Raw genomic sequence first — 9840 nt, forward strand, 5'->3', positions numbered from 1 at the left:
TTATTCATGGACGAAATCAACACCCTGCCCTCGGATCCTGTGCCTGACCTCCAGCGCACTGTGCAGCGTAAGCTCGGACGCTGCATGTTGCAGTTGCAGCAATACGAGCGGCTGCTCAAGGCCATGGTTGCCCATAGCGAGTTGAGTGGCCCGCCGGAACGACTTCAGGCGATTCGCGACGAGAAGATTGCCTGTGCCCATAAGAAGACTCTGGGCACCTTGGTGGGGATGCTGACCGAGAGCTATTTAAAGCTGACGGACTTAGCTGATGAGCCAGAGCAGGCTGAGCCTATTGATCAGATATGGGTTAGCTTCCGCTGCCAGATGGAGTTAACCGAAGAGCGTTATGCCGAGACCAAGGCTGCACTTAAGGAGTTGGTCGACCTGCGTAACGAGTTGGTGCACCACTTCCTTCAACGCTTCGACCTTTGGGGCGTCGATGGCTGTATAGCCGCTGAGTCATATCTCGATGAAAGTTACGAAACCATTGACGGCCATTACCTGACGCTGCGCGATTGGGCTAAATCCATGGACGAAGCCCGGCAGTATATGGTGTCGTTTATGCAGACCCCGGAGTACAGGGATTTCGTTATCAACGGTATTGGGCCGGATGGCACCGTACACTGGGCTAGCAGCGGTATAACCAACTGCTTACGTGAAGCGGAAACCAAGCTGGCTCAGGCTGGGTGGACACCTCTTTTCGAAGCCATTCACTGGATAGCCAAGACCTACCCCGAGCAGACGCCTAAGCGCTATGGCTGCGGAAGCTGGCGTCATGTCATCCATGAGTCGCAGCAGTTTGAAATTCGTAAGCAAAGCCAAGCCGATAACGGCGCTACGGTGGTTTGGTATCGCAGTCGTCCGAGGGAAACCTCCAAGGAACAGGAGTAAGCAATGAGCCAGTCACCTGAGAAGGTCGGGGTCGAGCTGCCCGCCATCAATTGGCTGATCAAGTTGGGTTACACCCATCTACCCGGTAGCCAGGTGGAGGTTGAAAATCGTCACCTGGCTCCGGTACTGGACGATGTGTTACAGGCTCGACTGATCATCCTCAACCCATGGCTGGCGAGCGCCCCCGGTGGTATCAGCGCGGCGCTGATTGAGCTGCGTAAGCGCGTCAATGATGATCTGTTGCCTGGCAACAAAGCGTTCTGGGAACAGGTGGTGCATCGTTCCGACATCCAAGTGAAGGATGTCGAGGGCAAGCCGCGCAGCGTGCGCTTCTTCGATGCTAGTGATGCCAGCAACAACGACTTCCATGTGGTCGATCAGTACGTGGGGCGCAATGCGGATGGGGATGTTTTCCGCCCAGACCTGCTGTTGTTTGTGAATGGCTTGCCGCTCGCCATCATCGAATGCAAAGCCAGCCATCACCGTTTGGACGAAGCCTTGGGCCAGTTGGATGGCTATCAAAGCACCTTCCCTACCCAGTTTGTATTCAACCAAGTCTGTGTTGGGCTTAATCGGCGTGAAGGGCTGTATGGGGCGATCCTAACCAAGCCTGCCTATTACGCCCGCTATCGGTTGCAGGCGCTGGAGACTGCCGCTGTTACCGCCCTGTTAGGAGAAGCGCCAAGTGAGCAGGACAGTCTCCTGTGGGCCTTGTTCGAGCCGAGCCGCTTTCTGCAACTGATCACCCATTTTGTGCTGTTCGAAACCCGCGACGGCAAGACAGTGAAGAAGCTGCCGCGCTACCAGCAATGGCGTGCCGTGCGCAAAACGGTGGATCGTCTGTGCGCCCCGAAACCTTCAGGCGGCGTCGTTTGGCACACCCAGGGTAGCGGCAAGTCACTGACCATGGCCCTGCTCGCGCGCATGCTGCGTGCCGATAGCACGGGTTTGAACAATCCTACTGTGCTGGTACTGACCGACCGTAAAGACCTCGACAAACAGATTTTAGATACCTTCCATGCAGTAGGTATCACGGCAGCTCAGGCTGTTTCGGTTGATGGGTTGTTGAAGATGTTGTCCAACGACTACGGCAGCGTGTTTACCAGTACGGTGCAGAAGTTCCAGGAGAACGATCAGCCCTCTGATCAGGCTGCCGAGACGCCTGACGAAGAAGATGATGCCCTACAGGCGATCCGCCACCGGCGGATTCGTGAGGAAAAGGACTTCTTCATCGTGCATGAGCGCAATGTCCGCCACCTGGCGGTGGATGAGAACGGTGCTCCGGTAAAGGCCCAGTGGGAAGAGATCAGCCGGGAGAAGGTGCACTTCCGAGTGCTGAGCACCAAGCCCAACTTCTATGTGCTGGTCGATGAAGCTCACCGTAGTCAGTACGACTTTCTCGCTGCCTTTATGCGCGCCAGTTTGCCCAACGCCAAATTCATCGCCTTCACCGGTACGCCGCTGCTGCAAGAGGACAAACACACGCTGGGCGAGTTTGGCGGTGGCGAGTACATCGACGAATACCGTCTGCATGAGGCAGTGGCCGATGGTGCAACCCTGCCAATCAAGTACCAGGATGCCTGGGTGGCTCTGTCGGCCAATGCTGAGTTGGATACCGCGTTCAAAAAGAAGTTTGCCGACCAGAATGAAGTTCGTCAGCACGAGTTGAAGCGTGAGCTGCTGCGTCGTTGGCGCCAGGCCGGTGATCGCATGGAGCAGGTCGCCGAGCACCTGGTCGAGCACTTCCTCAGCAACGTTAAGGCCAAAGGTTTAAAAGCCATGCTGGTGTGCGATGGCCGCGACATGGCGGTGCGCTACAAGGATCTGCTCGATGCGATCATGGTCGAACGGGCGAACAAAGGGCTGCCCACTTTTGACAGCAAGGTGGTTATATCCCTGGCCAGTATCACCTCTTCCCGTACGGGCGCTTCTGCCATGGAAGAGGCGGCAGAGTACGAGATAAAGGCCGACAAGATTCGCAGCATCGAGGAGCGGATTAAGGCCGAGTTGAAAGCCGGAAAGTCCCCGGTGGCCATGCCGTCTGAGCAGATCGGCAATTTCGTCAGCAAGCTGTTTCCCCTGCCCTACGGGGAAGAGAGTAAAGGGCTTGATGGTAAGCCGCAGGCGAACAATGTCGGGTTGATCATCGTTTCTGACATGCTGCTGACTGGGTGGGATGCCCCGATTGTCGGCACCATGTACCTCGACAAGCCGTTAAAAGAACACACCCTGTTGCAGGCCATCGCACGGGTGAACCGCACCCTGCCTGGCAAGAATGCCGGCTACATCGTGGATTACCACGGGGTGGTCGATCACCTTGATCACGCCCTGAAAATTTACGGCGGCGAGGTGAAGCCTTCGCAGGTCTGGGAAGGTGTTGAAACCGAACTGCCCAAGCTGCAAGCCACACTCGACCGCATCCTCAAGTTGCTGCCGAAAAAGCATGACCCGGTGGCGCAGCGTGAGGCCTACAAAGACGACGCCGAGCGCTTCCTTGATCCTGCCGCCCGGCTGGACATGGTCGAAGAATTCCTCGACCTGGTGAAACAGTTCAACCGCTCAGTGGACATCATCCTGCCGGATGTTCGCGGCGTACCGTTCAAGCCCTATTTCACCCTGCTAGGTGAGATTCGCCTGATGCTGCGCGACAAACTGCCAGGTAATACCTACAAGGAACGCATCACCAAGCTGGAGTCCGCGCTGCTTCAACAGCTGCTGGATGAATACATCGCGGCCAGCCCGGCTAAGAGCCTGCTGGGTCACGAGGTGTCGATTCTGGATGCCAGCGATATGGAGCGTTTGAAGAAACTGGCGAGCCCCGGTAGTCGCGCCCTGGTGATGAAAAACCAGCTTAAGCAAACCATCGTCACCGGCAAGGACAAGGATCCAGCATTCTTCAACAAGATCGCCGAGGAGCTGGAAAAGCTGCTGGAAGAAGAAAAGGCGGGGCGCATTACGCAGGCCAAGTTCCTGGAGCAACTGGAGCTGTTCAGCCAGCGAATTCAGGACAAAGACAAAACCGGTTTTGAAAAGCCCGCACACTCGGCGGTGTACCACTACCTTGCCGCCCAACTGGCCGAGGACACGGCAAGAGTGGCAACGACCAAGCTGTTCGAAGATGAAATGCTGAACAGTGCGCTGGCGACTGAAAACTGGAAGAAAATGCCGGATACGCACCCTGATTTTAAAGATCACCTGCGCGGGGTATTGATGCCCCTGGCAGGCTGGGAGCGTTCAGTGGCGCGCGATCACGCCAAGCGAATCTTCGATATTTTGCTGAAAAACTAACGCGGCGTTACCCATGCCAGTCTTGAATTACGGCCAAACGGCAATCGAGTGGTACTTCCAGTTCGATAGCAAACTCAAGCGCCACTACGTGACCGTGGAACGGGGTCGCCCCGTGCTTCTGCGCGGGCCGCTGGTGGATGAGCCTGAGCAAGAAGCTTTGGTGCTGCGGCGTGCACGCTGGATTCGTGAAAAGCTGGCACAGGTGAATCAGCCCCTTGCCAGCGAACCCATCGTGACGGGCAGTCGCCTACGCTATGCCGGGCGTACGTACTTCACCGAGGTACGGCATACGCCGGATATCCTCAAGCCTCGACTCACCTTCACAGCCTCGCGCTTTATCGTGGATAGCCCGGATGGGGTAAGCATCCTGCCCGATGTGCTAATGCCATTGCTTGAGCGGTTCTACCGGGATCGTGCCCATGAGAAGTTGTTGGTACGTGTCCGTCACTGGCAACGAGAAACGGGACTTCAGGCTACGGGTGCACGAATCCGTCACTTCCAAAGCCGTTGGGCCAGCTGCGATGCGAGCAACACCTTGGAGTTTCATCCTCGGGTGATGGAGCTTCCTACCAGCGTGCAGGACTACGTTATCGTCCATGAGCTATGCCACACGGTGGAGAAGAACCACACGAAGACGTTCTGGTCGATGGTGGCTAGTCACATGCCGGATTGGCAGAGGCAGCACCAGGTGTTGGAGCGGGCGGTTTTTGGAGATGCTGTATGACTATCTGCGTTATGGATTTCCGAACGGAGTCTCCCAGACTATTGCTGTGCGTAGGTAGTTGACATGCCGGTGGCGTGTGGCACATTCTTCAGGGACTTTCTTAGAGAAAGAACGGGGCTCCTCTTTTAGCGGCTAACGCTGCGCAATAGGGGGTACAGCATCAAAACTGTACCAACCAAATGAAAACTTACTTTTACTAGGTTTGTTCCGTGGGAGGCCCGAGGTAAAACTCGGGCTTTTTGTTTTTAGGGTATGGGGTCTAAGCATGGAGCAAAAAATCTACATCGCTATAGTTAAGGAATGCGAAAAGCTTATTCTTAGGCATCATAACTATCACAATAAACTCCATATTGAGTGGGTTCGTAATACTAAGCGAATTTCGGATGCTCCTCCAAAAAAGGTGGAGTCACCAGAGTATTGGGGTGTAGATCGAAGGTTTAATCCGTTTTACGTAAAATCTAATGCCAAAGCAATAGCGCGATCAATTGCTAAAAAAATATCCAATAGAACATATGTCCCGGCAGAACCATTTCGAAAATCGATACCAAAGTCTAGTGGTGGAAGTCGAGAGCTAACAATATATCAAATACCAGATGCGGCGGTATCGCGGTATTTTTATGGTAGGTTGCTTGCTAAGAATAGACATCGGTTTAGTTCATTTTCATATGCTTACCGGAATGACAGAAATGTCCATTTTGCTATACAAGATATAGCAATTGATATTTCCCAAGAAGCAAGAACCTTTATTGCAGAATTCGATTTCTCTGATTTTTTTGGATCGATTGATCATGCATACTTGTACAGCCAACTACATGAAAATGGATTCCTTATTAGTGATGAGGAAGAGGCTGTAATCAAGGCGTTCTTAGCCTCACGCGAGAAAGGTATTCCACAGGGAACTTCAATATCATTATTTTTAGCAAATCTGGTTTGCTGGAAAATTGATAAGTCTCTGGAAAAGTCTGGTTTGAAATTTGCTAGATATGCGGATGACACTGTGATTTGGAGTCCGGATTACGCTGCAATATGTAAATCATTTTCAATAATTAATGATTTCTCTAAAGAAGCTGGCGTATCAATTAATGCAAAAAAATCTGACGGCATAAGTCTTTTGGCGCGAGATGGATTACCAGCAGAGATTGCTTCAAAGAATTATTTCAATTTTCTAGGATACTCAATAGGGGTAGGTAAGGTTTCTATTAAAGAGACTGCTGAAAAAAGAATAAAAAAACAGATATCTTATTTGCTTTATAGATCGATGATCCAACCCTTGAGATCAAGTCCTTTGAAGGGGCTTATTATTCCAGCCAATGATCGAGACAAGGCGCTGCTAGTTTCTATTATGCAAGTTCGGCGCTATATGTATGGCGGGTTGTCAAATCGAGATATTACTGATTATATTTCTGGTAGGAAGAAATATCTTCACTTCAAGGGTGTAATGAGCTTTTACCCTCTGCTCAATGATGAGAGTCAACTTAGAGATTTGGATGGCTGGCTTGTTTCAACTATTTACAGGTGTATTCAGTTACGAGCGAAGTTATTAATTGCGCATGGCTATAATCGGCAGCACTCCTTTCCTTTTAACGTAACGCATGAAAGTCTTGTTAAGCAGCTTGGGCGTCGACGTATCAAGGGGAAGCGGCTTCTAGAAATTCCAAGTTTCACATTGATTTATCGTGCTCTACAGCGGGGCTTGCGTGAGGCCGGTATCGAGAAAGTAATGCATCCGGAGTCTCTGAAGTACGAGTACAAAGGTGTGTGAAATATTGATCATGCGAAGGAGTTATCCCGGCCACATTTATTTTGGGAGGCTGGCTTGAGAGATCCACATGTAGAGGTGGTGTACTTCAAGGTAGATTCCGCCGAGGACATCTCCTACGAAAATCCGGAGCCATTGTCGTTCTCGAATCACCTGGGCGAGTTTTGTCTGGTTGATGGGGAGCTGAAGGTTGTCCCTACCGAGCATTTTTGCAGCGCTCAGGAAGCTAGTCAGGCCTGTGAGCGCTTGAATCGGAATGCGACCCAGTCCCTGGCTCGCATCAGCCAAGCCATTGACGCAGAGCGTGAAGACATTCGAGATCGGATCGAAACGATCAATGATGTTTTGGAGCGTACAGAGTTCAAGCATGGGACTTTTCTTCGTTTAGGTAGCCGCTCGGAGACCTTCGAACACGTAAAAGTCTTTAACAGCCAGATGATCCGTGTGCTGGCTCGGGCGGGTAGCGATGACCATGATGGGCGCTTCCGTGAGTTGAAGGAGCTGGTTGAGAAGTTGGAGAAGGCGACTAACCCAGCTACATCCGGCACTTTAGAAAGCCTGCGTCTGCTGGACTCTCGTTATCAGCTGTCCTTCTTCGCTGAGGAGGTTGAGAAAGACAGTAAGAAAGTGCGTGACGTTCTGGAGTCCTCCAGCGGCAAGTCAGGTGGCGAGAAGGAGTCCTTTGCTGGAACCATTGTGGCGGCAAGTCTGGCGTATGTACTGACACCCGATGGGTATGACAGGCCTCTTTACTGCACTGTGTTCTTGGATGAGGCCTTTTCTAACACCGCCGAGGCAGTTAGTCGCCGCGTTCTCAAAGTCTTCCGAGAGCTGAAAATTCACGTCAATCTGATTACGCCATACAAGAACCTCAACCTTGCGCGGGAGTCTGCGCGTTCCTTGCTGATTGCCGAGCGGGATCAGGATAAGCATGAGAGCCGTTTGTGCGAGGTCACCTGGGAAGAGATCGATAAGCAGCTCAATCAGCATGAGCATCATGTGCTTCAAGGCGCGGCCAAATCCTTGGGCATTGAGATGGAGCCGGTCTAATGAGGGAGTGGGGACGGCTGCCGCAGGAGGTCATTGAGGAGCTGCGAAGAGTGGAGTGGGATCACCCAGGCAGGCTCAGAGATCGCTTATCAGGTGAGCGGCGATTTCCTATTAAGCAGTTGCTGGGATTGCCCACTGGTAGTCAGGCGCTGAGTGACATCGGTCATTTTCATGACTACGTAGCAGCCTGGCGGCAATGGCCAAACCCACACCAGGTCATTTGGACGTCACGGCAGTTTCGGCAGCTGGGGACGTGTGACGTGCCCGAAAGACTAGAAATAGGGTCGATTCAAGCGCTTATTGAGGTATTGGGATCGCTGGCCATTGAACGAAGTGCGGGATGGGCGGCGCGGATGGAGCCTCTTCTCGCCCTCAACAAGAGCTTGTACCCGACACTGATCAAGCAAATTTTAGAGCTGGAAAAGCTGTCTGTTGTCGAAACCCAACTGCTTGCGCATGTGCTTCCCCAGCTCCGGCGTGGTATGGGTGAAGGACGGTACTTCAGAGCATTACCGCTTCAGGGTGTGGATACCAAGTTTCTAGAGGTCAACCAGTCCTTGATTACTGCGCTTCTGGACGGATTGCACGAGCAGCAAGTCTCCAGCTGCGGAGGGCTAGAGCAATGGTTGGCGTGCATTCCGGTACCTGCGAATTGGTTTTATGTAAGGCCACTGTGCCCGCAGGTACGGATGCAGTTGGCGGGATTCGACGTCTTGCGCATCCCGCTGGAGCAACTTCTAGAGCATCCCCTACCCGGTGAGCGGGTGCTTGTTGTGGAGAATTTACAGTCTGGATTCGGGTTGCCGGATATGCCGGGCACGGTTGCGGTATTTGGCGGAGGGCGCAACACGGTCTGGCTTAAGGCGCGCTGGCTAAAGGAAAAGCGCATTGGTTACTGGGGAGATTTGGATACCTGGGGGCTAAAATTCTTAGCTGACGTTAGAGTCATGCAGCCGCACGCCGAAGCATTGATGATGGATAAATCCACGCTGCTTGCTTACAGAGACCGTGGGGTAAGCGAGGTGCGACCAGCAAACTTGCCTGAGCTAGGTCTAAGTTATGCTGAGACCGAACTTTTCGAAAGCCTCCGCTCTGGAGAGTACGGAATTGGGCGTCTGGAGCAGGAACGACTATCCCAAGACTATGTGGTGGATGTTTTGCAAAGCTGGGCGATGATGCCGTGCAAATGAGCATCAGCTCGGGAAGGCAAAGAATGAGTCGTGGTTTTCGGAGAGGTCTGATAGAGCCTCTGGATGCCAAAAAGCCAAGGAGAATAGGTGGTTGATTGCTGACGTTGAACGTTTTCTGCGGGAAAACCCAGGCTCAAAGGCAAAGGATATTGCCAAGCATTTTGGAGTGGGTAAGGGGGAGATCAATTCGCTTCTTTATAAGAATCCCGATTCATTCGTCCATGATCCCGATCATCGCTGGTCAGTGGTGATGGATAAGCTGACGGTTGTCCTGAAAAAGGAGGCATGGGTGTGGGTGGACAGCGCCTCATTCGAGGATGTGCTGGCTGCTGTTGGATCGCCCTTGGATTCGGTCTGCTCAGGCGCTGAGTTCGTTGTGCCCAAAGGCTGCAAGATTATGATCGACGCGGCTGCGCGAATCTTGGCGTTGTGCAATCAGCTCGTAATGGTTGGCAAAACAGTGTCGATTGATTTCAGTGCCTGTAAAGCGACGCTGACCTATTTCAATCGACTAGGTTTTTTTGACCACCTAGCCGGGGCGGTGGATGTGATTCCGGAGCGCCCCTCTCAGTCTGGAGCGGCAACCTACCGTGGTAACAACGACGGTGTGGTTGAGCCCCCCGGTGTCAGGATAGTTGTCGCCTGATCGGATTCATCAAAAAACGAGGCCGGGGGCGGAAAGAGCTGTGCAATGCCGCGTTATTCACCTGAACGTAAAGCCGCCCTGTTGAAGAAGCTGTTGCCGCCGCTGAACCTGTCCGTGGCCGAGTTGGCCCGCCAGGAAGGCATCAGCGAAGTGACCCTGTATGCTTGGCGCAAACAGGCCAAGGCAGAAGGAGCTGTGGTGCCAGGAGACAAGAAGTTGCCCGATGACTGGCCAGCCGAAGCCAAATTCGCTGTGGTACTGGAAACCGCCGCCCTGTCGGAGATCGAACTGA

At 52.9% G+C, this 9840-nt stretch carries 8 protein-coding genes; all 8 read left to right on the top strand.

The features are described 5' to 3' along the window. Positions 1-6 precede the first annotated feature (6 nt). Complete coding sequence (locus BM315_RS20420; RefSeq protein ID WP_090504907.1) at positions 7-891, top strand: OST-HTH/LOTUS domain-containing protein; 885 nt, start codon at positions 7-9, stop codon at positions 889-891. A 3-nt stretch (positions 892-894) separates the two neighbouring features. Next, positions 895-4179, top strand: coding sequence for a type I restriction endonuclease subunit R (locus BM315_RS20425; RefSeq protein WP_090504910.1), 3285 nt, complete (start codon positions 895-897; stop codon positions 4177-4179). Between the two features lie 13 nt (positions 4180-4192). Continuing rightward, entirely contained in the window at positions 4193-4903 is a 711-nt protein-coding gene (locus tag BM315_RS20430) for a YgjP family zinc-dependent metalloprotease (RefSeq protein ID WP_090504913.1), read from the top strand. 265 nt (positions 4904-5168) lie between these two features. Next, positions 5169-6665 (top strand): reverse transcriptase domain-containing protein, encoded by a 1497-nt coding sequence (locus tag BM315_RS20435; protein WP_090504921.1) that lies wholly within the window; start codon positions 5169-5171, stop codon positions 6663-6665. A gap of 54 nt (positions 6666-6719) precedes the next feature. Beyond that, positions 6720-7712 carry an SbcC/MukB-like Walker B domain-containing protein gene (locus BM315_RS20440; protein WP_244527342.1) on the top strand — a complete coding sequence of 331 codons (993 nt, stop codon included), beginning with the start codon at positions 6720-6722 and terminating at the stop codon, positions 7710-7712. Next, complete coding sequence (locus BM315_RS20445) at positions 7712-8902, top strand: DUF3322 domain-containing protein (RefSeq protein WP_090504915.1); 1191 nt, start codon at positions 7712-7714, stop codon at positions 8900-8902. Before BM315_RS20440 ends, BM315_RS20445 begins: the two co-directional genes overlap by 1 nt. A gap of 91 nt (positions 8903-8993) precedes the next feature. After that, entirely contained in the window at positions 8994-9548 is a 555-nt protein-coding gene (locus BM315_RS20450) for a hypothetical protein (protein ID WP_212632980.1), read from the top strand. A 45-nt stretch (positions 9549-9593) separates the two neighbouring features. After that, positions 9594-9840, top strand: a 247-nt coding sequence (locus BM315_RS20455; protein ID WP_141123987.1) for a transposase, incomplete at its 3' end; no start/stop codon positions are given.

The sequence above is a fragment of the Pseudomonas borbori genome (assembly GCF_900115555.1).
GTDB lineage: Bacteria > Pseudomonadota > Gammaproteobacteria > Pseudomonadales > Pseudomonadaceae > Aquipseudomonas > Aquipseudomonas borbori.